This window comes from Streptomyces sp. NPDC053665 (genome assembly GCF_055585285.1).
This window is the reverse complement of record NZ_JBVJKK010000009.1, coordinates 73989-99097: the sequence shown is the minus strand read 5'-3', so window position 1 is coordinate 99097 and position 25109 is coordinate 73989. Positions and strand designations below refer to the sequence as shown.

At 73.3% G+C, this 25109-nt stretch carries 18 protein-coding genes; 5 read left to right on the top strand and 13 right to left on the bottom strand.

The window, feature by feature from the left end:
* Positions 1-166: 166 nt before the first annotated feature.
* From ACZ6ZN_RS30370 to ACZ6ZN_RS30355, 4 genes are read right to left on the bottom strand one after another with little or no spacing between them, the layout of a single operon-like run.
* Positions 167-1471 (bottom strand): SWIM zinc finger family protein, encoded by a 1305-nt coding sequence (locus ACZ6ZN_RS30370; protein WP_469651183.1) that lies wholly within the window; start codon positions 1469-1471, stop codon positions 167-169.
* Positions 1471-4311, bottom strand: coding sequence for a DEAD/DEAH box helicase (locus ACZ6ZN_RS30365; RefSeq protein WP_469651181.1), 2841 nt, complete (start codon positions 4309-4311; stop codon positions 1471-1473). The genes ACZ6ZN_RS30370 and ACZ6ZN_RS30365 overlap by 1 nt, the downstream gene beginning before the upstream one ends.
* 40 nt (positions 4312-4351) lie before the next feature.
* Positions 4352-5176 carry an ABC transporter permease gene (locus ACZ6ZN_RS30360; protein ID WP_398111872.1) on the bottom strand — a complete coding sequence of 275 codons (825 nt, stop codon included), beginning with the start codon at positions 5174-5176 and terminating at the stop codon, positions 4352-4354.
* Positions 5173-6201 carry an ATP-binding cassette domain-containing protein gene (locus tag ACZ6ZN_RS30355; RefSeq protein ID WP_398111874.1) on the bottom strand — a complete coding sequence of 343 codons (1029 nt, stop codon included), beginning with the start codon at positions 6199-6201 and terminating at the stop codon, positions 5173-5175. Before ACZ6ZN_RS30355 ends, ACZ6ZN_RS30360 begins: the two co-directional genes overlap by 4 nt.
* 134 nt (positions 6202-6335) lie before the next feature.
* Between ACZ6ZN_RS30355 and ACZ6ZN_RS30350 the strand changes: the two genes are divergently transcribed.
* The gene (locus tag ACZ6ZN_RS30350) at positions 6336-6644 is read left to right on the top strand and encodes an antibiotic biosynthesis monooxygenase family protein (RefSeq protein WP_398111875.1); all 309 of its coding nucleotides are present in this window, start codon (positions 6336-6338) and stop codon (positions 6642-6644) included.
* A 67-nt stretch (positions 6645-6711) separates the two neighbouring features.
* Here ACZ6ZN_RS30350 and ACZ6ZN_RS30345 read toward each other — a convergent pair whose 3' ends face one another.
* The 6 genes from ACZ6ZN_RS30345 to ACZ6ZN_RS30320 form a co-directional block, all read right to left on the bottom strand.
* Complete coding sequence (locus tag ACZ6ZN_RS30345; RefSeq protein ID WP_469651178.1) at positions 6712-8343, bottom strand: FAD-binding oxidoreductase; 1632 nt, start codon at positions 8341-8343, stop codon at positions 6712-6714.
* 11 nt (positions 8344-8354) lie between these two features.
* Positions 8355-8618 (bottom strand): acyl carrier protein, encoded by a 264-nt coding sequence (locus tag ACZ6ZN_RS30340; protein WP_398111878.1) that lies wholly within the window; start codon positions 8616-8618, stop codon positions 8355-8357.
* Between the two features lie 76 nt (positions 8619-8694).
* Positions 8695-9939, bottom strand: coding sequence for a ketosynthase chain-length factor (locus ACZ6ZN_RS30335; RefSeq protein ID WP_469651176.1), 1245 nt, complete (start codon positions 9937-9939; stop codon positions 8695-8697).
* On the bottom strand, positions 9936-11201 hold the full coding sequence (locus ACZ6ZN_RS30330) for a beta-ketoacyl-[acyl-carrier-protein] synthase family protein (protein ID WP_469651174.1): 1266 nt from the start codon (positions 11199-11201) through the stop codon (positions 9936-9938). The genes ACZ6ZN_RS30335 and ACZ6ZN_RS30330 overlap by 4 nt, the downstream gene beginning before the upstream one ends.
* Before the next feature lie 144 nt (positions 11202-11345).
* Complete coding sequence (locus tag ACZ6ZN_RS30325) at positions 11346-12089, bottom strand: GbsR/MarR family transcriptional regulator (protein WP_469651171.1); 744 nt, start codon at positions 12087-12089, stop codon at positions 11346-11348.
* A 206-nt stretch (positions 12090-12295) separates the two neighbouring features.
* Complete coding sequence (locus ACZ6ZN_RS30320) at positions 12296-13684, bottom strand: MFS transporter (RefSeq protein WP_469651168.1); 1389 nt, start codon at positions 13682-13684, stop codon at positions 12296-12298.
* A gap of 351 nt (positions 13685-14035) precedes the next feature.
* Between ACZ6ZN_RS30320 and ACZ6ZN_RS30315 the strand changes: the two genes are divergently transcribed.
* From ACZ6ZN_RS30315 to ACZ6ZN_RS30305, 3 genes are all read left to right on the top strand, one after another.
* The gene (locus ACZ6ZN_RS30315; RefSeq protein ID WP_469651166.1) at positions 14036-14707 is read left to right on the top strand and encodes a DUF4097 family beta strand repeat-containing protein; all 672 of its coding nucleotides are present in this window, start codon (positions 14036-14038) and stop codon (positions 14705-14707) included.
* Positions 14708-14747: 40 nt separating this feature from the next.
* Positions 14748-15254 carry a GtrA family protein gene (locus ACZ6ZN_RS30310; protein WP_469651164.1) on the top strand — a complete coding sequence of 169 codons (507 nt, stop codon included), beginning with the start codon at positions 14748-14750 and terminating at the stop codon, positions 15252-15254.
* 209 nt (positions 15255-15463) lie between these two features.
* A complete protein-coding gene (locus tag ACZ6ZN_RS30305; protein ID WP_469651162.1) occupies positions 15464-17728 on the top strand; it encodes an MMPL family transporter in 2265 nt (754 codons plus the stop codon).
* Between the two features lie 78 nt (positions 17729-17806).
* On the opposite strand, the gene ACZ6ZN_RS30300 is transcribed toward ACZ6ZN_RS30305, so the two are convergent.
* On the bottom strand, positions 17807-18832 hold the full coding sequence (locus tag ACZ6ZN_RS30300; RefSeq protein WP_469651160.1) for a 2-oxoacid:ferredoxin oxidoreductase subunit beta: 1026 nt from the start codon (positions 18830-18832) through the stop codon (positions 17807-17809).
* Entirely contained in the window at positions 18822-20720 is a 1899-nt protein-coding gene (locus ACZ6ZN_RS30295) for a 2-oxoacid:acceptor oxidoreductase subunit alpha (RefSeq protein ID WP_469651156.1), read from the bottom strand. Before ACZ6ZN_RS30295 ends, ACZ6ZN_RS30300 begins: the two co-directional genes overlap by 11 nt.
* Positions 20721-21067: 347 nt before the next feature.
* On the opposite strand from ACZ6ZN_RS30295, the gene ACZ6ZN_RS30290 reads away from it, so the two are divergent.
* The gene (locus tag ACZ6ZN_RS30290) at positions 21068-21826 is read left to right on the top strand and encodes a thioesterase II family protein (RefSeq protein ID WP_398107138.1); all 759 of its coding nucleotides are present in this window, start codon (positions 21068-21070) and stop codon (positions 21824-21826) included.
* 74 nt (positions 21827-21900) lie between these two features.
* On the opposite strand, the gene ACZ6ZN_RS30285 is transcribed toward ACZ6ZN_RS30290, so the two are convergent.
* The gene (locus ACZ6ZN_RS30285) at positions 21901-25101 is read right to left on the bottom strand and encodes an AMP-binding protein (RefSeq protein WP_469651154.1); all 3201 of its coding nucleotides are present in this window, start codon (positions 25099-25101) and stop codon (positions 21901-21903) included.
* Positions 25102-25109 lie beyond the last annotated feature (8 nt).

The window sequence follows — 25109 nt, the reverse complement described above, 5'->3', positions numbered from 1 at the left end:
CCCTCCCCCGGTTCGCCCTTGCACTCCTGCGGGTTCTGATGGTGGTTGCGCCGTCTGGAGGATGGATGGAGCCCCGCTGCACTTCGCCGCCCGCGACCGGGTCCCGCCGAACGCCGAGGGGCCGCGTCACCGGACAGGTGACGCGGCCCCTCGGGCCGTGCGGCGCTCAGCCGCCGGTCAGTTCCACCAGCGCGTCCGCCGGGTCGCCGTGCGGCTCACCCGCGGGCCACCAGGTGCCCGACTCGTCGCGGTAGGGGTACCACCGTCCGTCGCGCCCTAGGCGCAGCTGGACGCCCTGTCCGGCCAGGGTCCAGTGGTTGTCGCGGATGTCCAGGCCGGGCAGCTCGTCCGCCTCCCAGCCCGCCGAGAGGGCCGCCCGGGCCCGGGCGGTCTCCTGGGCGGACGGTGACCAGGTGTGCTCCAGCACCTCCAGCCCGGCCGCTCCGCCGGTGCGCCAGGCCTCGACCGCACGGTCCAGCTCCCGGGGTGGTCGGCCGCAGCTGACGCGCAGCCGCTCCGGCACCCTCGGATCGGGGTGCGTGGCGGCGATCCGCACGGTGTCCTGCCACTGGTCGAGCGGCGGCGGGGGCTGCGCGGTCAGCCCGAGGGCGTAGGCGAGCAGGCCCCGGGCCCGCACCGCCGCGTCGGCGACCAGGTGCTCCAGCGGGTCGGCCTCGATGCCGGTGACGGGCTCGTCGGTGCCGGCCGGGGCGGCGGGCAGCGGCGGCGGAGCGGGCAGCGGCACGTCGCCCCGGGCCCATGCCGCGACGGGGTCGACGCCGGGCGGCGGACCGGCCGCGGCCTCTTCCGCCGGCCCGCTGCCCCCGGCGGCGCGCTCGTCGTCGCCGTCCTCGTGGTCCGGTCCGTCGTCGTCCGTGCCCGCCATCGCCCGCAGCAGCAGCTCCGACTTCAGTTCCTCCAGGGCTTCGTCGAGGTCCCTGCCCCTGACGAGCGGCAGCAGCCACGGCTCCGCGTCCAGCAGCCACGCCATCTGGTAGCACAGTGCCGTGGCATGCGCGCACGGGTGCTCCAGCGCGTCGCAGTCGCAGTCCGCGTCCAGGTCGCCGTATCCGGGGAGCATCCGCACCCGGGCGTCCTCGACGGCCTCCAGGAAGTCCTCCGGCAGCTCGCCGGCGAGCAGTCCCTCCGCGACGCCGGTCCGGTCGGCGGCCTTCTCCCAGAGCAGCTCCCACTCCCCCGCGTCCAGCTCCGTGAGCGTGACCACGGTGGTGTACGCGCTCTCACCTCCGTACACCTCCGCGGCGATGCGCCCCGGGCTGACGGTGACGGGACCGATCCGCCCGGTGCGTGCGAAGGCCCGCCCGCCCTTCAGCGACTCCTCCTCGGGCCAGGTGTCCTCCACGGCCTCGGTCCACGCCTTGCCCCAGAAGGACTGGCCGCGGGCGCGCCCGCCCTTGCGTGCCGCGAAGGCGGGAAAGCCCCGTGCACCGCTCCCCTGTGCCTCGCCCATCACTCGCTCCTCAGCTCGACCAGGTTGGCCAGCTCGTCGTTCGTCAGCTCCGTCAGTGCCTGCTCGCCCGTGCCCAGCACCGCGTCGGCCAGTTCCTTCTTGGACTCCAGCAGCGCGGCGATCCGGTCCTCGACGGTGCCCTCGGCGATCAGCCGGTGGACCTGGACCGGCCGGGTCTGGCCGATGCGGTACGCACGGTCCGTCGCCTGGGCCTCCACCGCGGGGTTCCACCAGCGGTCGTAGTGCACGACGTGATCGGCGCGGGTGAGGTTGAGCCCGGTGCCCGCCGCCTTCAACGACAGCAGGAAGACGGGCACTTCCCCGTCCTGGAAGCGCTGCACCAGTTCCTCGCGCTTGGGCACGGGCGTGCCGCCGTGCAGGAGCTGCACGGGCACGCCCCGCTCCCGCAGGTGCCGCTCGAGCAGCCGCGCCATGGCGACGTACTGCGTGAACACCAGCGCGGCGCCGTCCTCGGCGGTGATCGTGCCGAGGAGTTCGTCGAGCAGCTCCAGCTTTCCGGAGCGCCGGGTGAGCGCCGTGCCCTCCTCCTTGAGGAACTGGGCGGGGTGGTTGCAGATCTGCTTCAGGCCGGTGAGCAGCTTCAGCACGAGTCCGTTGCGGGCGATGCCCTCGCTGCCGCGGATCTGCGCCATCACCTCCCGTACCTGCGTGCGGTACAGGGAGGACTGCTCGGCGGTGAGCGCGACCGGCCGGTCCGTCTCGGTCTTGGGGGGCAGCTCGGGTGCGATGCCCGGGTCGGACTTGCGGCGGCGCAGCAGGAAGGGGCGGACGAGACCGGCCAGGCGCGTGGCCGTGGTCCGTTCCCCCTCGGCGCGCTCCGCCTCGATCGGCGCCATCCAGCGCCGGCGGAACTCCCCGTACCCGCCCAGCAGTCCGGGTGTCGTCCAGTCCAGCACCGCCCACAGCTCGGACAGGCTGTTCTCCACGGGTGTGCCGGTGAGCGCGACCTTGGCGTCGGCGGGGATGAGGCGCAGCGCCTTCGCGGTGCGCGAGTGCGGGTTCTTGACGTGCTGGGCCTCGTCGGCGACGACCATGTCCCAGGCGTGCTCCGCCAGTCGGCCGGCGTCCAGGCGCATGGTGCCGTACGTCGTCAGCACGAACCCGTCGTCGGCGCCGTCCAGGGTGCGCCCGGCGCCGTGGTAGCGGCGCACGGCGGTGCCGGGGGCGAACCTGCCCACCTCCCGCTGCCAGTTGCCCAGCAGGGAGGCCGGGCAGACGACCAGCGTGGGGCCGCGGCTGCCCGCTTCCCGGCGCAGCAGGTGCAGCGCGATGAGCTGGAGGGTCTTGCCCAGGCCCATGTCGTCGGCGAGGCAGCCGCCGAGGCCCAGTGAGGTCATCCGGTCCAGCCACCGCAGGCCGCGCAGCTGGTAGTCGCGCAGTGTGGCGGTGAGTGCGGCCGGCTGCCGGACGGGTTCGTCGCCGCCGTCCGGGTCGGACAGCCGGGCGCGCAGCGCCTGCAACCAGGCGGTGGGGGCGACCGGAACCTGCTCGGTGCCGATCCGTGCGTGTCCGCTCAGGGCGACGGCGAGGGCCTCGATCGCGGTGAGGGAGCCCACCTGCCGGTCGCGTGCCTTGCGGGCGAGGTCGGCGCCGACGAGGATCCATCCGCCCCGCAGCCGTACCAGGGGTCGGCCCGCGGCGATCGCCGCCGTCTCCTCCTCGGTCAGCGGATCGCCGTCGAGGTCGAGCTGCCAGCGCAGGTCGACCGTGCCGTCGCCGCCGAAGAAGGAACGCAGGTCGGTGGGCGGCGGAAGATCGGCGCCGACGACGGCGCGGGCGGTCGGCGCGCGGTGGGCGTCCTCGGGCCACAACACGTCGATGCCGTGGGCCCGCAGCCGGCCGGCCCCCTCACCCAGCAGGTCGGTGACGTCCCGGTCGGACAGGTCCAGGGCGCGCGGCACGGGCAGCAGGCGCTCCAGCGGTGGCCACACGCCCGAGGCGCGGCGGACGGCGAGCACGGTGTCGGCCTGGGCGCGCGGGCCCAGCGCGTGGTCGGCGCTCTCGAACAGCTCACCCGCGTCGAGCGCGAGGGTCGGGTCGGCGAGGCTGTGGGCGCGCGGGACGAGCCGCAGGCCGGGCGGCTGCGCTCCGGGGCCGTCACCGCCCGTGCCTTCGGTGAGCTCGACCCGGAGCGAGACCCGCACCCCGGAGTCGAGCCCCGCGGAGATCTCCTCGGCCCAGGCCCGCAGTTGCGGCACGTGCTGGGGTTCGACGGCGGCGAAGGCCGCCCGGCCGGTCGCCGCGTGCGCGGCGGGGGTGCGCGGCAGCGCGTCGGCGACGGCGTCGAGGAACGCCCGTACGAGGCCTTCGGGTTCGGGCATCCGGGCACCCGCACCGGCCGTGCCCGGCAGGGCGGTGGCATACGCCTCGGGCGGCGCGGCGGCCGCCAGGTCGCGTACGCGTCCGATGTCGTCCAGGTCCAGGGGCCCGGTGCGCCAGGCGTCGTGCCCGGCTGTGCTGACGCCCGGCAGCAGTCGCTCGCGGGCCGCCAGGTGCAGGGCGATCGCGGCCGCCCGGCCCCAGAAGGCGGCGGCCGGGTGCACCTGCTCGGCTTCGGGCCGGGCCGCGCGGGCGAGGACGGGCAGGGCGTCGGCGATCGGCAGGCGCACGACCGGGACGGTGCGGGTGACGGGCACCCCGTCCTCGACGCCGACGACGTCGGCCTCGCCGGTGTCCCCCTGTGGATCCTCGCCGGCCGGTGGTAAGCCGCCCCGCGCGTCCCAGAACACCACTCTGCCGGCGCGGGGCGGGTCGGCCGCCTCGAACAGCACGGCGCACCGCGTGAGGTCGCCGGTGCGCGCACCTGTCGTCACTGCCATGTCCTTCTGGAGTCCTTTCGTCTGCCCGGCGTGACCGGTTTCAGCGGCCGAGCCGCTGGTAGCGTCGCACGGACAGCGGGAAGAAGACCGCGATAATGATCAGCGGCCAGATCACGGCCATGAGCATGGCCTGATCCGACGCCCAGGTGCCGGTGTCCCAGCCGGGGTTGCCGAACAGCCGCCGGGCCGCCGTCACCGTCGCCGACAGCGGATTCCACTCGGAGACCGCGGCGAGCCAGCCCGGCATGGTGTCCGGCGAGACGAACGCGTTGGACAGGAAGCCCAGCGGCCACACCAGGGTCTGCACGGCGGTCACGGCGGCCGTGTCCGTGAAGACGAGTCCGAGGTAGATGCCCACCCACAGCAGGGCGAAGCGCAGCAGCAGGAGCAGTCCGACGGCCGCGAGGGCGCGGCCCGTGCCGTTGTCCGCCCGCCAGCCGACGGCCAGGCCGCACAGGATCATCACGGTCAGCCCGAGGACCGAGTTGAGCATGTCGGCGATGCTGCGGCCGGTGACCACCGCGCCGGAGGACGTGGGCATGGCGCGGAAGCGGTCGGTGACGCCCTTGGCTGCGTCGCTGATCACGGCGAGCATCGTCACCTCGATGCCGAAGACCATCGTCATGGCGAACATGCCCGGCACCAGGAACTCGCGGTAGCTGCCGCCTCCGGGCACCTGCATCGCGCCGCCGAACAGGTAGCCGAACATCAGCACCATCATGATCGGGAAGAGCAGCCCGATGACGACCGGCGCGGGGTTGCGGGCCCAGTGGGCCAGGGAGCGGCCCGTCAGGACCCAGGAGTCGGACAGGGCCCAGCGGGCGCCGCCCGTCCCGGTCGTGGGCTGCGGGGCTGCGGTGGTCACACCGTCACCTCTTCCTTGTTCTCGTCGCGGTCGGTGGGGACCGCTTCGGTCCCCGGGTCGTCGGTGTCCTGCCGCGCGCCCGTGAGGTGGAGGAACACCTCGTCGAGGGTCGGGCGGCGCAGCGCGATGTCCTCGGCCGCCACGCCCGCGTCGCCCAGCGCGCGCACGGTCTCGGTCAGTGCGACGACCCGGTCCTGGACCGGCACGCCCACGCGCCGGCTCTCGGGGTCGGTGTCGGTGTCCCGGCCGGTGATCCGCGCCAGCACCTCGGCCGCGGTGCTGAGGTCGGCGGAGTTGCGGACCGTGACGTCGATCCGGTCGCCGCCGATCGCCGACTTCAGTTCGTCGGGCGTGCCCTCGGCGATCACCCGCCCGCCGGCGCCGCCCGGCGACGCGATGACCGAGATCCGGTCGGCGAGCTGGTCGGCCTCGTCGAGGTACTGCGTGGTGAGCAGCACCGTCGTGCCGTCGTCGACCAGTGAACGCACCGCCGCCCACACCTCGTTGCGGCTGCGCGGGTCCAGCCCGGTCGTCGGCTCGTCGAGGAACAGCACCCGGGGGGCGAGGATCAGGCTGGCCGCCAGGTCCAGGCGCCGCCGCATACCGCCCGAGTAGTCCTTCACCTGCTTGGCACCCGTACCGGCGAGCCCGAACTGCTCCAGCAGCGCGTCCGCGCGCTCCCCCGCCGCCCGCTTGCCCAGGTGGTGGAGCCGGCCGAACATCACCAGGTTCTGCCGGCCGCTGAGCACCTCGTCGACCGCCGCGTACTGTCCGAGCAACCCGATCCTGGCCCGCACCTGCGCGCTGCGGCGGACCACGTCGAACCCGGCGACCTCGGCGCGGCCCTCGTCCAGCCGGGCCAGCGTGGACAGGATGCGCACCGCGGTGGTCTTGCCCGCGCCGTTGGGCCCGAGCAGCCCGTGGACGGTCCCTTCCCGCACCCGCAGGTGAAACCCGTTCAGGGCCGGCGCCTCGCCGTACCGCTTGCACAGGTTCTCGGCGAGGATCGCGTATTCGGATCCCATGGATGTCCTTCCGCAGAGATGGATGACGTGCTGTGCAGTGTGGGGGCGGCCGCTCGGCCCGCCTTCGAGTCCCGCTCGAGCGGCAGACGGAAGCGTCGGGACGTCAGCGCACGCCCACCGGCACGGAGGAGCACGTGGTCACCTTCATCAACCGCTTCACGGTCACCGGCCCGGCCGAGGAGTTCGAGCGGCTCTTCGACGACACCTCGGCCTTCTTCCGGGACCGCCCCGGATTTCTCAGCCACCGGCTGCTGCGCCACAGCGAGCAGCCGGGCAGCTACGTCAACATCGCGGAGTGGGCGGACGCCGAGTCCTTCCGGGCGGCCGTCACGCACCCGGACTTCGTCCCGCACGCCGCCGCCCTGCGCACCCTGAGCACCAGCGAGCCGAACCTGTACGCGCCGGTGATGGAACGCACCGCGGCCACCGCCCCGACGAGTTGAGCGCCCCGCGCACGGGCGAGCGGGCGGCCCCCGGATCCGGGGGCCGCCCGCTCGCCCGTGCGCGGCCTCAGCGCGCCGCCTTCACCGACAGCGGGTGGTGGAAGACGTTCCTCGGGTCCCACACGGCCTTGACCGCCTGCAACCGCCGGTAGTTGGCGCCGTAGTACAGCGTGTGCCAGGGCACCCCGGAGGTGTTCCACTTCGGGTCGGCCATGTCGACGTCGGGGAAGTTGATGAAGCAGCCGTCGCTGCGCTCCCCCGGCGCCGGCACACCGCCGGTGTCCCGGTAGACACCCGCGTAGAGGCGGCGCAGCCAGTCCACGTTCGCCGCGTCGTGCTCCGGGTTCTGCCAGGTGTTCATGAACAGCGCCTTCATCACCGAGTCGCGCTGCGCGGACGCCGTCGCCGCCGGGTGGACGGTGTTGACCTTGCCGCCGTACGACTGGATCGACACCGAGCTGGTGTCGTTGGTGTGCTCGGTGCTGCCCAGGACGTCGTACAGGACGTCGATCTGCTCGTCGGTGAACGAGCGCCGCAGATAGGACGACTTGATCTTCTGGCGGCCGGTCTCCGCGTCCTGGGCCGTGGCCAGCGCCTCGACGGACGACAGCCACGGGAGGGTCTCCGTCGGCGGGGTGTACGCCTCGACGCCCACCCCGGCGCCGAGGGCGTCGACGTGGTCCTTCAGCAGCTTCTCCGCGTGGGGCAGGGTCGCGTCCAGGTGGGTGAACGCGATGGCGCTCAGCCCTTGGTCGTCCTGCGCCTGGCGGCCCAGCAGCACCAGCCCGCTGAACAGCCCGGTGTACGGCGAGCGCGGGCCGCTGTTGCGCTCGTGCCAGCGCCCGTGGTTGCCGACCAGGGCGCGGAACGCGCTCTTGGTCATGCCCTCGCGCGGGAACATCACGCTGGCGGCCAGCACGCTGCCCGGGGGGCGCGGCAGTGCCGCGGCCGGGTCGCCGCCCCGGGCGGAGGGGGAGCGGAACCAGTAGCGGGTGACGACACCGAAGTTGCCGCCCCCCGCACCGGTGTGCGCCCACCACAGCTCCCGGTGGGGGTCGCGGGCGTCGCGCGTGGCGATGACCGCACGGGCCCGCCCGGAGGCGTCCACGACCACGACCTCGACCGCCTGGAGGTGGTCGCTCGAGATGCCGTGGCGCCGGGACAGGGCGCCGTAGCCGCCGCCCTGCACATGGCCGCCGGCGGCGACGGTCGCGCTGGCGCCGCCCGGGATCGTCACGCCCCAGCCGTAGTACAGGGTCCGGTACACGTCCGCGAGCCGGGCACCGGCCCCCACCTCGAACGCCGAACGTGCCGCGTCCCAGCGCACGGTGTCCATCCCGGCCAGGTCGATGACCTGCCGTACGGACGGGTCGCCCACGAAGTTCTCGTAGCAGTGCCCGCCGCTGCGCACGGCGACGTGCTTGCCGTCCCGTACGGCCCGCTGCACGGCCCGCACCACCTGGTCCGTGGTGGTCGCCAGGTGGAAGGCTTCCGGGCGGGCGGAGAACCGCTTGTTGCTGCCGCGCACGGCGAGGTCCTCGTAGCGCGGGTCCGACGGGTCGACCACGACGGCGTTCGGTCCGGTCGCCGCGGCCTCGGGCGCCGCCGCGTTCGCGACGGCGGCGTTGCCGGCGGCACCGGCGGTCGCCGCGGCGGCGATGGTGCCGGTGACGAAGAGCCGGCGGTTCGGAGCAGTCATCACTCCCCCGCTCAGACGGCGGCGCGCTCGGACAGCGCCCGGTTGATCAGGTCCAGGTAGGCACGCGGCGTCTCGGCCTCGTCGATGGCGTCCTCGTCCAGGATCAGATCGAAGTCCCGCTCGATGCGCCCGGTGGTCTGGAGGACCGCCAGGGAGTCGTAGCCCAGTTCGACGAACGGGACGTCCAGGATGTCCCCGTCCAGGTCCACGCCCTCGTCCTGGCCGGCGCACTCGCGCAACAGGGTGGTCAGGTCGGTGAGTTGCAGCTGCTTCACGGTCAACCTCTTCCTTCGGTACGGACTTCTCTGCGGGGGCCGGGCGTCGTCACGGTGTGACGGCCCGGGTGTGTGCTCAGGCGCGGACCACGGCGGCGGAGTTGAAGCCGCCCCGCCCGCGCGCCAGCACCAGCGCCGTGCGGACCTCGACGTCCCGGCGCGGCGCACCGGTCACCAGGTCCAGGGGGCAGTCGTCCGCGGGGCGCACGGTGCCGACGGTGGCGGGGATCACCTGGTCCCTTACCGAGAACAGGGCCGCGGCCAGGTCCAGCGAGGACCCCCCGGCGGCGAGGCGGCCCGTCATGCTCTTCGGCGCGGTCACCGGCACGCCGCGCTCCCCGAACAGTTCGGCGAGCACCTCCGCCTCGGCGCGGTCGGCCGCCCGTTCACCGGCGGCGTCGGCGAAGACCACGTCGACCTGATCGGGCCGCACCCCGGCGTCCGCCAGGGCGAGTTCGGCGGCGGCGCCGAGCCGTGTCCCTCCTCCGGCCGCCGGGGCCGGGTCGAAGGTGGACGCGTACCCGGCGACTTTCCCGTAGACCCGGGCGTCGCGGGCCCGCGCGGCCTCGGCGTCCTCCAGCACCAGCAGGGCGCCCCCTTCACCGGGGACGTATCCGCCGGCGTCGGCGGAGAACGGCAGGAAGGCCCGGCCGGGGTCGTCGCTCCGGCTGACGCGTCCCTCGGCGAGGTGTGCGGTCCAGCCCCACGGGCACAGGGCGGAGTCGACCGCGCCGGTGACCACGAGGGAGGAGCCCTTGCGGAGCTGGCGGCGGGCCTGCCCGACGGCGTCGAGCCCGCCGGCCTGCTCGGTCACCAGGACGCCGCTGGCGCCGCGCAGTCCGTGCCGGATGGAGATCTGGCCGGTGTTGACCGCGTAGAACCAGGCGAAGGACTGGTACGCGCTGACGTACTGGCCGCCCTTGCTCCACAGCGCCTGAAGTTCGCGCTGGCCGAACTCGAAGCCGCCCGCCGAACTGGCGGTGACCACGCCGGCGGCGTACTCGGGCAGCTCGGCCGGGTCGACGCCGGCGTCGCGCAGGGCCTCTTCCGCGGCCACCAGCGACAGCCGGGTCACCTGGTCGGTCTGGGCCAGCAGACGGCTCGGTACCCGGTCCTCGGCGACGAACCCGGGCACCTCGCCCGCCAGCCGCGCCGGGTATCCGGAGGCGTCGAACCGGGTGAGGCGCCGGATGCCGCTCTCACCGCGCAGCACCGCGGCCCACCAGGCCTCGGCCCCGAGCCCGTTGGGGGCGGCGACGCCGACCCCGGTGACCACGGCGACGCCGGTGCGGACCGTCGTGGGGGAGATACCGGTCGTCATGCGCTCGCTCCCAGGTGTGGGCGGGTGAGGACCATGGCGCTCTGGAAACCGCCGAAGCCGCTGCCCACCGTGAGGACCGCGTCGGTCACCTGTTCACGGGCGACGAGCGGGGTGTAGTCCAGGTCGCAGGCGGGGTCGGGTTCGTGGAGGTTGGCCGTGGGCGGCACGGTGTCGTGCTCGACGGCCAGGGCGCTGGCCGCCACCTCCAGGGAGCCGATGGCGCCGAGCGAGTGCCCGATCATCGACTTGATGGAGCTGACGGGCACCTCGTGGGCGCGCGCCCCGAGGCTGCGTTTGAACGCGGCCGTCTCGTGCCGGTCGTTCTGCTTGGTGCCCGATCCGTGGGCGTTGATGTAGTCGATGTCGCCGGGGGTGAGCCGGGCCTCGTCCAGGGCGGCGGTGATGGCCTCCGCCATCTCCTTCCCGTCCGCGCGCAGACCGGTCATGTGGTAGGCGTTGCTGCGGCTGGCGAAGCCGGCGATCTCGGCGTAGACGTGCGCACCGCGCCGTCGGGCGTGCTCCAGCTCCTCGACGACCAGCACCGCCGAACCCTCGCCGAGCACGAACCCGTTGCGCGTGCGGTCGAAGGGCCGGGACGCCGTGGAAGGGTCGTCGTTGCGGGGGCTGGTGGCCTTGATGGCGTCGAAGCAGGCGACGCTGATGGGCGAGATCGGCGCCTCGGTGGCACCGGTGACCATGACGTCGGCGCTGCCCTCGCGGATGAGCTCCACCGCGTGGCCGATCGAGTCCAGGCCTGAGGTGCAGCCCGTCGAGACCAGTGACACCGGGCCCTGGGCGCCGACCGTGTGGGCGACCTCGGCGGCCAGGGAGCTGGGCACGAAGTAGTCGAAGAGGTGGCTGACGGCCCGTGTGTGGTCGACGAGCCAGTGCGCGCCGTTCTCGCTGACCGTCGCGTACTCGACGTCCAGCCCGGTGGTGCAGCCGACGGCGCTGCCGAGGGTGACGCCGGTCCGCAGCGGGTCGAGCCCTCCGGCCAGACCGCTGTCCGCCAGCGCCTCCCGGGCACTCACCACCGCGAACTGGGCGGCCCGGTCGAGTCTCGCGGTCTCGGCCGCGCCCAGTCCGTGCGCCTCGGGGACGAAGTCCACCTCGGCGGCGATGCGGGAGCGGAACTGGGCCGGGTCGAACAGGGTGATGCCCCGGGTCGCCGTGCGGCCCGCGGTGAGCAGCGACCAGAACTCCTTGGTACCCACCCCGCCCGGGGCGACCACTCCGATACCGGTGATCACGACCCGTTTCATCGGCTGTCCCTCACAGTTGTCCTCCAGGTGTCACGACCACCTCGGCTACCGTCCGAGCGTCGCCGATGGACCTGGAGAATGGCTTGAACAAGCCATCAGAGGGGCCGGCTCACCCCACCGTGCGAGCCGTCGCCGCGGGGGCGGTCAGGGCCGCGCCGGGGTGTCGTCCCGCGCCGCTTCCGAGCGGGTGTGCAGGACCTCGCGCGCCTGTTCGGCGGCGCGGATGGTGCTCTCCTGGACGAAGTCGAGGAAACGGGCGACGTTCTCCAGGCGTTTGGCGGCCGGGGTGCCGGGACCGAGGACGCCGATGCCCTGCCGGGAGACCTCGACGACCTGGGTGAGGGAGCGGGCGCTGGCGATCATCGACTGGTACCAGACGTCGTCGCCCACGACGTAGCGCTCGCGGCGGCGTTCGTCGCGCTCCCGCCGGACCAGGCCCTGGCTCTCCAGGAACGCGATGGCCTTGGAGATGGAGGCCGGGCTGACCTGGAGGCGCTGGACGAGTTCGGCGGCGGTGAGGCTGCCCTCGTCGGTGGTGTAGAGGCAGACCAGCACCCTGGACATCATCTTGGGCATGCCCGACGCCATGAAGACGGTGGTGAGGGTCTCCTCGTACGCGCGCACCGCCTCGGCGTCGCGCCCGTGGGGCTCGGGTGTGCGCTGCCCGCCCCGGGGCGCGGCCTGCCGGCGGCGGTGGGCACGGCGTTCGGTGGCGAGGTGGGCGAGGTCGGCGCGGTAGGCGGTGGGGCCGCCGTTGCGCATCACCTCGCGGGTGATCGTCGAGGTGGGCCGGTCCAGGCGCCGGGCGATCTCCGCGTAGGGAAGGCCGTCGGCCAGTCCCAGCGCGATCTGCTGGCGTTCCTGCTGGGTGAGCCTGCCTCCCGGCATCGCGTTCTCCTTCGCCGTGCGTGAAGGGGAAGCATAGCTTTCAGCCCGGATTCATTGCAATGAAAGGAGGGCTCCCTTGGTGCGCCAGGCGAGCGTCGACGTCGCTACCTGCAGTTTCCACCTGCTCGTTCGGCCTGCACCTCTTGCCGATGCACTGAACGCAACGTAGCGTTCGCGCCGTCCGAAAGGGTCGGCCGGGCCCGTGCTCAGCGGTGCCTCAGGAGCAGTGCCGCGAGCAGGGCGCAGCCCGCGAACGCCGCCCCGGTGGCGAAGCCGCCCGGCATGCCGCCGGTGCGCGAGGAGACCATGACGAGCGTGGCCAGGCCGATCGAGCCACCCACGGACTGAAGGGAGTTCAGGACGCCGGCGGCCGTGCCCGCCTCGTCGCCGCGCAGCCCCGACGTGGCCAGGACGGTCGGCGGCAGGACGCAGCACGCCATGCCCGCACCGAGCAGCACCAGAGCCGGCAGCACCGCCCGGGCGTAGCCGTCGCCGGCCGAGAGCGCGGAGAGCCACAGGTTCCCGGTCATCAGCAGCACGGCGCCCGCAGCCCACAACCGGCGGATGCCGATGCGCCGTTCGAGGCGGACGGCGGCCACCGCGGTCACGGCCATGGTCACCGGCAGGGGCAGCAGCGCCCCGGCGGTGGCCAGGGCCGACCAGCCGTGCTGCTGCTGGAAGTACTGGTTGAGGAAGAAGTACGTGCCGATCAGGGCGCCGGGCACGGCGAGCGTACCGAGGTAGGCGAGCAGCCGGTCACGGTCGGCGAACAGCCGCGGCGCCACGACGGGTTGCTGCGCCCGCCGCTCGACGCCCGCGAAGACCGCCAGCGTCAGGACGCCACCGAGGACGCACCCGGCGACCACCGGGTCGCGCCAGTCCCGCTCGGCGGCCTGGGCCAGCCCGTGGACCAGCAGGGCGGCGCCGAGCGCGGACAGCAGGGCGCCGGTCAGGTCGAATCGGCCGCGATGGCGGGGTGTCTCGTCGAGCACGAACGGCGCGAGCAGCACGATCGCCAGGCCCAGGGGGACGTCGAGGTAGAGCACCCAGCGCCAGGAGCTGAGCGAGGTGAGCACGCCGGCGAGGAGCAGCCCGCCGGCGGTGCTCACGGCGCCCACCGTGGTGCACACCGCGATCGCCCGCTTGCGGGCGCGTCCCTCGGTGAACGTGCTGAGCAGCAGGGCGAGTCCGCTGGGTGCGGCGAGCGCGGCGCCCACGCCCTGCACCGCCCGTACGGCGATCAGGAACTCCGCGGACTGGGCGAAGCCGCGCAGCGCCGCGGCCGCCGTGAACAGGGCGACGCCCGCCATGAAGACCTTGCGGCGGCCCAGGATGTCGCCCGCCCGGCCGCCCAGCAGCAACAGGCCGCCGAAGCTGAGCAGATAGGCGTTGATCACCCATGCGGCGCTCACGGCGGACAGCCCGAGCGCCTCGCGCAGGCCGGGCAGCGCGATGTTCACGATCGGGTCGTCGAGCTGGATCATCGCGTTGCAGCCGGCGATCACGCCGAGGGCGGCGGCACCACGGGCCCGTCCGCGTCCCCGCGGGGCGGGCGCCTCGGGCGCCACCGCCGGTTCCGGCACCTGCACGGTCATGAGCGGCCTCCTCGGAGCGGACGTGGGGCGGTCGCCGTCCACCGTCACCGGAGCCGGCGGAGGACCGGTTCAGCCCTGCTCGAGAGCGGGTCGAGGATCGCCCGGCGCGCACCGCGCAGCCGCCCGGGCGCGCTACAACGGCAGTCGGCGGCAGCACGCCTCCACGTACCGTTCACTTGCATCCATTGCAACGCAACAAGGCGCAGCCTGTTGCATTATCTTCAGGACAGTTGCAACGATTTCACGTCGATGAGCAGGCAATACGGCACTTTCACGCAACAATCCAGTTGTCGATTCCCTGAATGCAACGTAGCGTTTCTATCGTCGGAAACAGCAGGCAAGGAGCCCGAGATGCAGACGTTCAAGACTCCCTCCCCCGTGACCGTCGTCCTGGACGTCCCCGCCGGACGCGTCAGGCTCACGGCCGCCGACCGGGTCGACACCACCGTCGAGGTCCGGCCCTCGGACCCCGGCAGGAGCCGGGACGCCAAGGCGGCGGAGCAGACCGAGGTGACCTTCGCCGACGGTGTGCTGCGCATCGAGACGCGCACCGAGGCGCACCCACTCACCGGCGCCTCCGGCTCCCTGGAGGTGACCGTCGAACTGCCGGCCGGCTCGCGCGTCGAGGCGAAGGTGGCCGACGGTGAACTCCGCAGTACCGGACGCCTCGGTGACGTCGTCTTCGAGGGCGCGCAGGGCACCGTCGAGCTCGACGAGACGGCGGCCGCGCGACTGGCGCTCCAGGCCGGCGACATCACGGTCGGCCGGCTGGACGGCACCGCCGAACTCACCACCCGCAAGGGCGGGCTGACCGTCAGGGAGGCCGTGCGCGGCACGCTCACCCTGCGCACCGAGCAGGGGGCCATCACCGTCGGCGCCGCCCGCGGCACCTCCGCCACCCTCGACGCCGGCACCGGCTACGGCCGGGTCGACAACTCCCTCGTCAACACGGCCGGTTCCGCCGCCGAGCTGGCCGTCCACGCCACCACCTCGTACGGCGACATCACCGCCCGCAGCCTGTAACCGCGCCTTCGGCAGCCGCGCGCAGAGGAAGGACGCCGCCATGAAGCAGCCGCTCGCACCACCGCCCGCCGGGGCGGCCGGGGCCCGCCCGGGCCCCTTCGCCTCCTTCCTCCGCTTCGTCCTCCTCGGCGGCGGCGCCGGGGTCCTCGCCGGGCTCGCCGTGCCGCTGCTGGCGGCGGTCGTGCCGTGGGTGGCCGCGAACGCGGCGGTCACCGTCGCGTCCACTCTCGTGTGCACCGAACTGCACGCCCGCTTCACCTTCGCCCAGGGCCGCCGCGCCGCATGGCGTGAGCACTGGCAGTCCGCGGGTTCGGCGACGGCGGCCTACCTGGCCACCACCGTCGCCGTGGGGCTTCTGCACCTGCTGCACCCCACCCCCGGCCTGCTGACCGAGCAGCTCGTCTACCTGGGAGCCTCCGGGCTCGCCGGTACCGGCCGCTTCCTCGTCCTGCGCTGCTGCGTCTTCGCCGTCCGCCGCGGCCCGGCCGTACGTCCCCTGACGCCCAGGGCCACGGCGGGCGTGCCCGCCCTGGCCACGGCGGCCTAGCCGAACGGGCGCTTCGGGCACGGCCGTCGGCCGGGACCGGCTCGCCCGCTCGACGATCGCTCGAGCACCACTCCTGTACCGCCACAGAACACGGCCCCTCGCCCGCGCGCGAGGACACCGTGGGTACGTGTCGGAGCCGCCGCCCCGGACCCAGGGCGGTCGGCCCATCCGGATCCTCCTCCCTCCACTCGACGGAAGTGCGGTTACCCGTGGCTACCTTCCTGTACAGACTCGGTCGTTCAGCCTTCCGGCGACGCGGCCTCATGACCCTGCTGTGGGTGCTGATCGTCGTCGGCGTCGGTGCCGCGGCGTCCTCGGCGCCCACCCCGCCGACCGAACAGTTCTCGATGCCGGGCACCGAGTCGCAGAAGGCGTTCGACCTGCTCGAGGAGAAGTTCCCCGACGCAGGCGCCGACGGCGCCACCGCCCGTGTGGTGATCCGGGCACCCGAGGGCACGGCGATCGCCGACGAGAAGCCGGCGATCGGCAAGCTCCTCAGCGAACTCCGCGAGGCTCCCCAAGTGGCGCGCGTCGCCGACCCGTTCGCCGCCGGAACCATCAGCCGGGACGGTCGCACCGCGTACGCGGTGGTCTCCTACGAGGTCGCCGCGCCCGAACTCACCGACGAGGCGCACGACGCGCTCACCGAGGCCACCGACCGGGCACGCGACGGCGGACTGACCGTGGAGGCCGGCGGTGACGCCGTCCCGATCGAGCAGAGCGTCTCCGGCACCGGCGAACAGGCCGGCGTCCTCGTCTCCGCCCTCGTGCTGTTCCTCACCTTCGGTTCGGTGATCGCCGCCGGCATGCCGCTGCTGACCGCCCTGATCGGCGTGGGCGTCGGCGTCTCCGCCATCACCGCCCTGGGCTCCACGCTGGGCCTGTCCGCCACGACCTCCACCCTGGCGATGATGATCGGCCTCGCGGTCGGCATCGACTACGCCCTCTTCATCGTCTCCCGCTACCGCTCCGAGGTCGCCGAGGGCCGCACGCCGCAGGAGGCCGCGGGCATCGCCACCGGCACCGCAGGTTCGGCCGTCGTCTTCGCCGGACTCACCGTCATCATCGCGCTGGGCGGCCTCGCGGTCGTCGGCATCCCGATCCTCACCAAGATGGCACTCGCCGCGGCGGGCACCGTCGCCGTCGCCGTACTGATCGCGGTCACCTTCGTACCGGCCCTGCTCGGCTTCGCGCCCCGCCGCGTCCTGCGGGTCGCCGACCGGCGCCTCGTGCGGGTCAAGAAGCCGCTGTCGGCGCGCAAGCTGCGCAAGTCCGAGGAGAAGGCCGCCAAGCTGGCCGCGCGGACCAAGCCCGCCCTGTCCACCCGCTGGGCCTCCTTCGTGGTGCGCCGCCCGCTCGGGGTGCTGCTCCTCGCGGTGGTCGGCCTCGGCGCGCTCGCCCTGCCCGCCACCAAGCTGGAACTGGGCCTGCCCGGCGAGGGCACGATGGCGACCGACACCACCCAGCGCAAGGCCTACGACCTGCTGTCCGACTCGTTCGGTCCCGGGTTCAACGGACCGCTGACGGTCACGGTCGAGGGCGAGGACGCGGCCGCCGCCGGCGACAAGGTCGGCGCGGAACTGAAGAAGGACGGCGGCATCGCCTCGGTGTCCCCGGCCACCGCCAACAAGGCAGGTGACACCGCCATCTTCAGCATCGTGCCGAAGACCGGCCCGACCGACAGCGCCACCGAGGACCTCGTCAAGGACATCCGCGCGCGGGCGGCGGAGCTCGAGGCGTCCTCGGGTGCCACGGAGATCCTCGTGACCGGTCAGACCGCGCTGGTCATCGACTTCTCGCGGACCCTGTCCGACGCGCTGCTGCCCTACCTGGGCCTGGTGGTCGGTCTGGCCTTCCTCCTGCTGCTGCTGGTCTTCCGCTCGGTGCTGGTCCCGCTGAAGGCGGCGCTCGGCTTCCTGCTCTCCGTGAGCGCGGCGCTCGGCGCCCTGGTCGCGGTGTTCCAGCTCGGCTGGGCCTCCGGCTTCTTCGGCGTCGAGCAGACCGGCCCGATCCTGACCACACTGCCGATCTTCATGATCGGCGTGGTGTTCGGCCTCGCCATGGACTACGAGGTCTTCCTGGTCACCCGGATGCGAGAGGCCTACGTGCACGGCGCCTCGGCCGAGACCGCCGTCGTCACGGGCTTCCGGCACAGCGGACGGGTGGTCGTGGCCGCCGCGATCATCATGATCAGCGTCTTCTCGGGCTTCATCTTCGAGGCCGAGGACCTGGTCGCCATGATGGGCTTCGGCCTCGCCGCGGCCGTCCTGTTCGACGCCTTCGTGGTCCGCATGATGATCGTGCCTGCCGTGCACTCCCTGCTCGGGAACGCCGCTTGGTGGCTGCCGCGCTGGCTCGACCGGCTGCTGCCCGACGTCGACGTGGAGGGCGAGAAGCTGCAGCAGCGCCTGAAGTCCGCCACACCGCCCGCACCTCGGAGCAGCCCGGACGGCGAGCCGGACCTCGTGCACTGACCCACCTCGCTCCCGTGGCAGCGGCCCGGCGCGACCTCGACCAGGTCGCACCGGGCCGCTTCGCGTCGGCCGCCGGGGTCAGCCGACGACGGTCCAGGTGTCGCCGCCCGCCAGCAGTGCCGCCAGATCGCCCTTGCCGTGCTGCTCGACGGCCTGGTCCAGCTGGTCGGCCATCTGGGTGTCGTAGACGGGCCGGTCGACCGAGCGGAACACACCGATCGGGGTGTGGTGCAGGGTGTCGGGGTCGGCCAGCCGGGACAGCGCGAACGCCGTGGTCGGCGAGGCCGCGTGGGCGTCGTGGACGAGGATCTGCCCCTCGTTCTCCGGCGTCACCGTGACGACGGTCAGGTCCCCGGTCAGCTGGTCGCGCACGACGCCCTTGGCCTGGCCGGCGCCGAAGCGGATCGGCTGTCCGTGCTCCAGGCGGATCACGGCCTCCTCGGCCTGCTGCTTGTCCTTGAGGGCGTCGAAGGCGCCGTCGTTGAAGATGTTGCAGTTCTGGTAGATCTCGATCAGGGCGGTGCCCTCGTGGGCGGCGGCCTGGCGCAGCACCTCGGTGAGGTGCTTGCGGTCGGAGTCCACGGTGCGGGCCACGCACGAGGCCTCCGCGCCGATCGCCAGCGACACCGGGTTGAACGGGGCGTCCAGCGAGCCCATCGGCGTCGACTTGGTGATCTTGCCGACCTCGGAGGTCGGGGAGTACTGGCCCTTGGTCAGGCCGTAGATGCGGTTGTTGAACAGCAGGATCTTGAGGTTGACGTTGCGCCGCAGGGCGTGGATCAGGTGGTTGCCGCCGATGGACAGCGCGTCCCCGTCACCGGTGACCACCCACACCGACAGGTCCCGCCGGGAGCTGGCCAGGCCCGTGGCGATGGCCGGGGCACGGCCGTGGATGGAGTGCATCCCGTAGGTGTTCATGTAGTACGGGAAGCGCGAGGAGCAGCCGATGCCGGAGACGAAGACGATGTTCTCCCGCGCCAGTCCCAGCTCGGGCATGAAGCCCTGCACCGCGGCGAGGATGGCGTAGTCGCCGCAGCCCGGGCACCAGCGCACTTCCTGATCGGACTTGAAGTCCCGGGCGGAAAGCTTCAGTTCAGTTCTCATGGAGGAACCCCCGCAGTGCGTCGGCGAGCTGCTGCGCCTTGAACGGCATGCCGTTGACCTGGTGGTGGGAATGGACGTCGACCAGATATCCGGCGCGCAGCAGCAGCGCCAGCTGGCCGAGGTTCATCTCGGGGACGACGACGCGCTGGTAGCGGGCCAGGACCTCACCGAGGTTGCGCGGGAAGGGGTTCAGGTGGCGCAGATGCGCCTGGGCGATCGGTTCCCCGTCGGCACGCAGGCGGCGGACGGCCGCGGTGATCGGCCCGTAGGTGGAGCCCCAGCCCAGCACCAGGGTCCGCGCGCCGTCGGGGTCGTCGACCTCGAGGTCGGCCACGTCGATGCCGTCGATCTTGGCCTGGCGGGTGCGGACCATGAAGTCGTGGTTGGCCGGGTCGTAGGAGATGTTGCCCGTGCCGTCCTGCTTCTCGATGCCGCCGATGCGGTGCTCCAGCCCCGGCGTGCCCGGGACCGCCCACGGCCGGGCCAGGGTCTGCGGGTCCCGCTTGTACGGCCAGAACACCTCCGCACCGTCCTCCAGCGTGTGGTTGGGGCCCTGGGCGAACTGCACCCGCAGATCCGGCAGTTCCTCCAGATCCGGGACCCGCCACGGCTCGGAGCCGTTGGCCAGATACCCGTCGGACAGCAAGAACACCGGCGTGCGATACGTCAGCGCGATCCGCGCCGCCTCCAGCGCCGCCTCGAAGCAGTCCGCCGGGGTACGCGGCGCCACCACCGGCACCGGCGCCTCACCGTTGCGCCCGAACATCGCCTGCAGCAGATCCGCCTGCTCGGTCTTGGTCGGCAACCCCGTCGACGGCCCACCGCGCTGAATGTCCACGATCAGCAGCGGCAGCTCCAGCGACACCGCCAGACCGATCGTCTCGCTCTTCAGCGCCACCCCCGGACCGGACGTCGTCGTCACCGCCAGCGACCCGCCGAACGCCGCGCCCAGCGCCGCCCCGATCCCCGCGATCTCGTCCTCGGCCTGGAACGTGCGCACCCCGAAATTCTTGTGCCGGCTCAACTCGTGCAGGATGTCCGAAGCCGGTGTGATCGGATACGACCCCAGATACAGCGGCAGATCCGCCTGCCGCGACGCCGCCACCAGCCCGTAGGACAAGGCCAGGTTCCCGGAGATGTTGCGGTACACACCCGGCGGGAACGCCGTCGCCGCCGGAGCCACCTCATAGGAGACCGCGAAGTCCTCCGTCGTCTCCCCGAAGTTCCAGCCCGCCCGGAACGCCGCGATATTTGCCGCGGCGATGTCGGGCTTCTTCGCGAACTTCGACCGCAAGAACCTCTCCGTGCCCTCCGTGGGCCGGTGATACATCCAGCTCAGCAGCCCCAGCGCGAACATGTTCCTACTGCGCTCGGCCTCCTTGCGGCTCAGATCGAACTCCCGCAAAGCCTCCACCGTCAACGTCGTCAACGGCACCGGATGCACGCTGTAGCCGTCCAGCGACCCGTCCTCCAGCGGCGAGGACGCGTAGCCGACCTTCTGCATCGCCCGCTTGGTGAACTCGTCGGTGTTCACGATGATCTCCGCGCCCCGCGGCAGATCCCCCAGGTTCGCCTTCAACGCCGCCGGGTTCATCGCCACCAGCACGTTCGGCGCATCACCGGGGGTCAGGATGTCGTGATCGGCGAAATGCAACTGGAACGACGACACACCCGGCAGCGTCCCGGCAGGCGCCCGGATCTCCGCCGGGAAGTTCGGCAACGTCGACAGATCATTGCCGAACGACGCCGTCTCCGACGTGAAACGGTCACCGGTGAGCTGCATGCCGTCACCCGAGTCACCCGCGAACCTGATGACCACCCGCTCCAGACGACGGACGTGCTTGCCGCCCGTCCCTGCCGTCCCGGGGGAGTTGGCTACCACGGACATTCTGTGTCGCTCCTGTCGGGGCTGGGGGCTGGTCCGCCGGCGCGGGCGGACGCTGCGGCGGACGCGCGTCGCGGTGCGGGTCGTGCACCTCGCCGGAAGCTACGCGGCACGGGTGGAGGACGGCTCGCGCGCCGGTCCGACGGGATGCCCCGGCCGCCCCTGCGGCACTCCACCGTCCCGCGAACCCCCGTCGAGGCTTGACCGGGACGCTTTGGGTATCAGCTCCGGTGACGGAAGGGCATGGGCCCTCGCGGGGCGACGGACCGCCCGCCGGTGCCCGCATCCCCCGAGGGCACCGGCGGGCCCCTTGCCGTGGGCCGGCCGGCACAGACGAAGGGATACACACTGTGAACAGCACGTGGTTCCGGCGCTTCACCACTGCGGGGAACGGGCCGCGGCTCGTGTGCTTTCCCCACGCGGGGGGTTCGGCGACGGCGTTCAGGACCCTGGCCCAGGCGCTGCCCGCGGAACTCGACGTGATGTGCGTGCAGTATCCGGGCCGTCAGGACCGGCACCGCGAGGTGCCCTTCACCGATCTGACCGTGCTCGCCGAAGCGGTGGCCGAGGAGCTTGCCCGAGTGCTGACCGCGGACCCGGGGCGGCCCTACGCGCTGTTCGGCCACAGCATGGGCTCGCTGGTGGCGTTCGAGACGGCCCGGCTGCTCGCCCGGGGCCCGCTGCCGGGGCCGCAGCGGCTGTTCCTGTCCGGTCGGGGCGCACCGGACGCGCACAGCACGGCCCACTTCGGGCACTACGACGACGAGGACGTGCTCGCCGAGGTGCGCAGGCTGGGCGGCACCGACCAGTCGATGCTGGACGACCCGGACATGATGGAGATGGTGCTGCCTGCGTTGCGCGCCGACTACCGGTCGCTCGGCGCGTACACCTGGCGCGCGGCCGAGCCGCTGACCGCGCCGCTGACCGTGCTGGTCGGGGACAGCGATCCGGTGGTGACGGTGGAGCAGGCGGAGACGTGGCGGGCGCACAGCCGCGGGGACGTGGCGGTGAAGGTCTTCCCCGGCGGTCACTTCTACCTCTACGACCGGCCCGGCGACGTGGCGGCGGTCGTCACCGAGGAGCTCCTCACCGGGGCGCCCGCCTCCTGACCGGCCGTCGGGGCCGGACGACCGCCCGGGGCGGCACGGACACTGGTCCGTGCCGCCCCGGGCGGCGTCGCGCGTCAGAGGACCGCGCCCTCCTTCGTGCGTCGGCGCAGCGCCGGGCGGCTGGAGCGGCCGAGGTCCTTGCACACGTCCGACAGTGCGAGGACGGTGCGGGCCGTGAACAGCTTGCGGATGGACACCTCCTGGTTCAGCTCCGCCCGGATCAGCCCGACCAGCCGGATCGCCCGCAGCGAATTGCCGCCGAGGTCGAAGAAGTCCTCGTCGATGCCGACCCGGTCCACGTCCAGCACCTCGGCGAAGGCCCGGGCGAGGATCCGTTCGGTCTCGTTGCGCGGGGCGCGGCGGGTGTCGTCGTCGGAGGCGGGCCGGGGCAGCGCGGCCCGGTCCACCCGCCCGCCCGTGGTGAGCGGCAGGCGGTCCAGGACGGTGAACGCCGCCGGCACCAGGGGTTCCGGCAGCCGTGCCGCGGCGAACCGGCGCAGGTCGTCGGCGGACACGGCCGTGCCGGGCAGGGGCACCACGCAGGCCGCCAGGCGCTGCTGCCCGCTGCCGTCGTCCGTGACGGCCACGACGGCCTGTGCCACATCGGCGTGTTCGGACAGCGCCTGCTCGACCTCGGCCGGTTCGACGCGCACCCCGCGCACGTCCGCGGCGGTGCCGGCGTGGCCGACGTGGACGAGCCGGCCGTCGGCCGTCGGCCGCACCCGCTCCCCGGTGCGGTACATGCGCGTCCCAGGCGGGCCGTAGGGGCAGGGCACGAAGCGTTCCGCGGTCGCCGCAGGCCGCCCGGGGTAGCCGCGGGCCACACCGGGACCGGCCACGTACAGTTCACCGGTCACGTCGACGGGGACCGGGGTCAGGCCGGGGCCGAGCACGTACAGGGCGGTGTGGTCCCCGGCACGGCCGATCGTGTCCGACGCGGGGACGGCTTCGCCGGGGGGCAGGTGCCGGACGGCGGCGGGGCCCGTCGTCTCCGCCCCGCCGTGCCCGGTGACGACCGTCAGCCCGGGGCAGGCCTCGCGGATCCGGCGCAGCGCGGCCGCGGGGACGCGGTCGCCGCCCGTCCACACCTCCCGCAGTCCGGTCAGACGCTCGGGGTGTGCGGCCGCGAGCTCGGTGAGGCGGGAGGCGGGCAGCCACAGTGTGGTGATGCCGTGGGCCGCACGCAGTCCGGTCGACGCGTCGCTGTCGAGCTCCCCTTCGGGGGCCACGACGACCCGGCCGCCGTTCAGCAGGGGCGTCCACAGCTCCAGGGCGAGCGCGTCGCAGGCGTGCGGCGCGTGCCACAGGACGGTGCCGCGGCCGGCGTCCCGACAGCGGCGGTCCGTGACGAACCGCTCGACGGCGCGGTGGGTCACCGCGACGGGCCTCGCGGCACCGTCCGGGCCGGTGCCGTGCAGCACGGCCACCGCACTGTCGGGGTGGAGCCGGGCGGCGTCGGGGACGGTGGAGCCGGCCTCGCCGGTGCCGTCGGTGGTCAGGTCCTCCAGGACCAGCACCGGCAGGACCGGGCGGGCCGGGAGCGTGCCGGCCGTGGCGGTGCCGGTGAGCAGCAGGTGTGCCGGTGTGGCGTCGGCCGCGGCCGCCGGGTCGAGGGCCAGTGCGGCTGCGCCTGCCTTCGCCACCGCCAGCAGGGCGACGGCCAGGTCCACCGACCGGGGCAGCGCCACCGCGACGACCGTCTCGGGGCCGACGTCCCGGTGGCGCAGCGCCGTGGCCAGCCGGCCGGACCGCTCGTCCAGCTGACGGTAGGAGACCTGGGTGTCGCCGGCGACCAGCGCGACGGCGTCGGGGGTCCGTTCGGCCTGCCGGGTGAACAGGTGCGGGACGGTCAGGCCCGGCAGCGGCGCCCCGGACGAGTCGGGTGCCGCGAGCACCCGGTCCCGTTCCTCGCCGCCGGTCACGTCCAGCGTGCCGACCGGCCGGGCGCCGGCGTCCAGCGCGGCCCGGACGAAGGAGATCAGTTCCTCGCCGACGAAGCGCAGTTCGGCGCGGTCGTACAGGCCGGTGGGGGCGTCGAGCCGGATGAACAGGTCGCTGCCGGGGCTGCCGTCGGTGTAGACGCCGATGGACAGCTCCTCGAAGGTGCCGGTGGTCGCGCCCGAGTAGCGGGCCGGGCTGTCGCCGAAGTGCAGTTGTTCCGCGAACTCGACGACGTTCACGACGGCGCCGAAGCTGCCCCGGCCGCTGAGGGCGGTGCCGCTCGCGCGCTGGATGTCGGAGTAGTGGCAGGCGGTGTGGTCGAAGACCTCGTACGTCTCGTCGACGAGGGACTCGGCGATCTCGGTGAACGTCGCACCGAGCGGGACCTTCACCCGTACCGGCACCACGTTCACGGCCAGGCCGGGTGTCCGGGCAGCCACGCCGACGCGGTTGCCGACGGCGAGGGACAGCAGGAACTCCGGGCGTTCGCAGCGGTGGCGCAGGTACACGGCCGCGGCGGCGGTCAGCATCTGCGACAGCCACACGCCCATGGACCGCGCCGCCTCGGTCCACCGGTCGGCCTCGGCACGCGGGACGGTCAGGGTGCGGCTCACCATGCCGATGGCGTCGGCCACCTCAGCCCAGCGGTCGGCGCTGCCCAGCGGCCGGGACAGGGCGGTGCGGCGCTCCTCGGACAGCGTCACGCGGGGCACCTGGGCGGGCGGGGGCGCGTCCTTGAGGTAGTCGCCCCAGAAGGTCATGTCCTCGGTGAACTTCGGCGAGGCGAGGTAGTGCACCGCCTCGTCGGCGAAGGAGGCGGTGTCCCACGGGTGCGGCAGCTCGGGCACCCGCTCGCCGCGTGCCAGGGCCGTGTAGACCTCGGCGAGGCGCCGGGAGAGCAGTCCGCCGGCGCCGAACCCGTCGGACACGAGATGGTGGTAGGCGATCACCAGCAGGGAACGGTCGCCGGCGAGCCGGACCACGCCCAGCCGGAACAGCAGGTCGCGTCCGAGGTCGAACGGCCGGCGCACCAGGTCGGCCAGGGCCGCGCGGGCGGCCTGCTCGGGGTCCGCCTCGGCGGTCAGGTCCCAGAAGAACGGCCGCCAGTCGCCGAGTTCGCGGGGGACCAGGCGCAGTCCGCTCCCGTCGTCGACGAAGGTGACGCGCAGTACCTCCGCCTCCCCCATCACGTGCAGGAAGGCGGCCTCCATGACGGCCGCGTCCAGCGCGCCGTGCACGTCCCACATGGTCAGCGCGTGGTTCGGCGTGTCGGGAGCCATCTCCTGCGCTCGCCACATGCCTCTGTGCGCGGACGACGCACCGAACGAAGGCACACGAATCA

Excerpts from the sequence above, each read along its gene's own strand:
- ACZ6ZN_RS30370 (WP_469651183.1), bottom strand. The coding sequence starts at position 1,471 with ATGGGCGAGGCACAGGGGAGCGGTGCACGGGGCTTTCCCGCCTTCGCG.
- ACZ6ZN_RS30365 (WP_469651181.1), bottom strand. The coding sequence starts at position 4,311 with ATGGCAGTGACGACAGGTGCGCGCACCGGCGACCTCACGCGGTGCGCC.
- ACZ6ZN_RS30355 (WP_398111874.1), bottom strand. The coding sequence starts at position 6,201 with ATGGGATCCGAATACGCGATCCTCGCCGAGAACCTGTGCAAGCGGTAC.
- ACZ6ZN_RS30345 (WP_469651178.1), bottom strand. The coding sequence starts at position 8,343 with ATGACTGCTCCGAACCGCCGGCTCTTCGTCACCGGCACCATCGCCGCC.
- ACZ6ZN_RS30335 (WP_469651176.1), bottom strand. The coding sequence starts at position 9,939 with ATGACGACCGGTATCTCCCCCACGACGGTCCGCACCGGCGTCGCCGTG.
- ACZ6ZN_RS30330 (WP_469651174.1), bottom strand. The coding sequence starts at position 11,201 with ATGAAACGGGTCGTGATCACCGGTATCGGAGTGGTCGCCCCGGGCGGG.
- ACZ6ZN_RS30325 (WP_469651171.1), bottom strand. The coding sequence starts at position 12,089 with ATGCCGGGAGGCAGGCTCACCCAGCAGGAACGCCAGCAGATCGCGCTG.
- ACZ6ZN_RS30320 (WP_469651168.1), bottom strand. The coding sequence starts at position 13,684 with ATGACCGTGCAGGTGCCGGAACCGGCGGTGGCGCCCGAGGCGCCCGCC.
- ACZ6ZN_RS30315 (WP_469651166.1), top strand. The coding sequence starts at position 14,036 with ATGCAGACGTTCAAGACTCCCTCCCCCGTGACCGTCGTCCTGGACGTC.
- ACZ6ZN_RS30310 (WP_469651164.1), top strand. The coding sequence starts at position 14,748 with ATGAAGCAGCCGCTCGCACCACCGCCCGCCGGGGCGGCCGGGGCCCGC.
- ACZ6ZN_RS30300 (WP_469651160.1), bottom strand. The coding sequence starts at position 18,832 with ATGAGAACTGAACTGAAGCTTTCCGCCCGGGACTTCAAGTCCGATCAG.
- ACZ6ZN_RS30295 (WP_469651156.1), bottom strand. The coding sequence starts at position 20,720 with ATGTCCGTGGTAGCCAACTCCCCCGGGACGGCAGGGACGGGCGGCAAG.